This window comes from Armatimonas sp., from assembly GCF_031410135.1.
Lineage (GTDB): Bacteria > Armatimonadota > Armatimonadia > Armatimonadales > Armatimonadaceae > Armatimonas.
On the sequence record NZ_JANNYP010000572.1, the window covers coordinates 1 to 1,994 of the forward strand.

Annotated in this window: 1 protein-coding gene; it reads left to right on the plus strand. The window is 55.0% G+C overall.

The window, feature by feature from the left end; all coding sequences use genetic code 11:
• The first annotated feature begins 77 nt into the window (after positions 1 to 77).
• The gene (locus RMO15_RS21125; protein WP_309716708.1) at positions 78 to 1,388 is read left to right on the plus strand and encodes a DNA phosphorothioation-associated putative methyltransferase; all 1,311 of its coding nucleotides are present in this window, start codon (positions 78 to 80) and stop codon (positions 1,386 to 1,388) included.
• Positions 1,389 to 1,994: the final 606 nt, after the last annotated feature.

The window sequence follows — 1,994 nt, forward strand, 5'->3', positions numbered from 1 at the left end:
TGGATTCTTTGCCAGAGGTGTACATTCGCCTGGTGGAGCAATCTGTTTTACCGCCACAAAAAATGAGCGAACCATGAGTGAATACTATTCCTGAGATACACCGACACAAGACCGCGATCCGCCGCGCGGGCTTCTCGCTTCCCGTGCGTTGCCTGCTGCGTGATGGCTTGGTGGACTCTTCTCGAACCCTCTTTGACTATGGTTGTGGGCGCGGCCAGGACCTGGAGTTTCTCGATGACCTCCAGATTCCCTGTAGCGGTTGGGATCCGGTTCACCGTCCCGATGGTGCTGTCACACCAGCCGATGTTGTCAATCTCAGCTACGTCATCAATGTGATCGAGAACCCTCACGAGCGCTCCGAGGTGCTGAAGAAGGCATGGAATCTCTGTCTTGGCGTTCTCGTGGTGGCGGCTCAGCTCGATTTCGCAGCGGCGGACAAGGAGCTGCTCGCCTTCGCCGATGGGGTTTTGACCTCCCGCAATACCTTTCAGAAGTACTATACCCAGTCGGAGCTTCGGAGCTATCTGGAGCGCACGCTTGGTGTGGAAGCGATCCCCGCAGCTCCAGGGGTGTTTTATGTCTTTCGCCAGGAAAGCGCCCGGCAGCAGTTTCTCGCGAATCGCTACCATCGCGCGGTTCCGATCCCGCGTGCACGGCAGTCGGAGACGCTGTTTGAGAAGCACCAGGAGGTTCTTCAGCCATTCATGGCTGCACTGGCCCGCCTAGGACGGCTCCCTGGCCCTGAGGACTTTCCTGAGTACGCCGAGCTCGTGGCAAGGCTTGGCTCCCCGAAGCGTGCGCTGTCGATCGTGAACCGCGTCACGGGAGCGGATGCGTGGGCCGCTATCGCCGCAAAGCGTGCTGAAGATCTTCTGGTCTTTCTGGCTCTCTCACGCTTTCCGAAGCGACCGCCACTCTCCACACTGCCATCCTCCACCCAGCGCGATGCGAAGGCGTTTTTCGGCACCTACCAACGTGCCTGTGCAGAGGCAGATGCGCTTCTCTTCAAAGTGGGCGATGCCACTGCTATTGATGCGGCTTGCTGCCGCTCTCCCCTTGGGCGGCTTGTGGACAATGCGCTTCTGCTCCATCACAGTGCTCTTGCTGATACGGAGCCACTCTTGCGAATCTACGAGGGGTGTGCCCGCGCACTTTCTGGAGATATTGAAGACGTCGATGTGATCAAACTGCACCGGCAGTCGGGAAAGATCAGCTATCTCGGTTACGACAATTTTGAGCAAGAGACCAATCCCCGTTTGCGCTTCCGGGTGAAGGTGACGCTCCCGAGCCTTTCCGTGGACTTCTATGACCATTCGGGCTTGGGGAACGAGTCCTTCCTAGATAGTAAGGAGGGGCTCTATAATAACGAGGTGAGTGAGGTATCCTAATCGCTCTTCATTTTTCGCACGAATACCTCGCTATGCCTTGGTCGAGTATAGGTGTATCGTTGCGGTAGGAAGTGGAGAAGCCAACGCATCAGAGTCTGCCAAGCATACGCAGGTGTGAAATCTGGAGTTAATTTACAAGGCAAATGAGCTAGCAAATCTCGTACTTCACCAAAACGGCGGGAAGTGGCGACGAAGTCGTCTATGCTTCTCACAATAGGCTTTTGTAGTAATTGGAGTCCGATTGATATTTCAAAAAGCTCTTTAGTCAGACCCAGCATAGTTGGAAGTGCAGCAAGGTCGCACCGTGATTTTGTCAATCTCTTTTGGGTTCTGCGCCACTTTCGATGAAGCCCCGAGAGCAAACACCGAAAACGCCGCCGCAAGATCGCCGCAGGATCTGGAGAGTATTATTCTTTAAAAATCTCTCTGGAGTCTTGCCATGTTTCTAGATTTCGCGTTTCCGGGAATGAAGATTCGGCACTACAGCGCCCAACCCGAATGTAGTCTGCCAATCTTGCTCATCGTTGCCGTTCTTGCTCTCACGGCAATGTGTCCCCTCTGCCAACACCCGGCAAGCAGAGTGCATAGCCGCTATGAACGAACGCT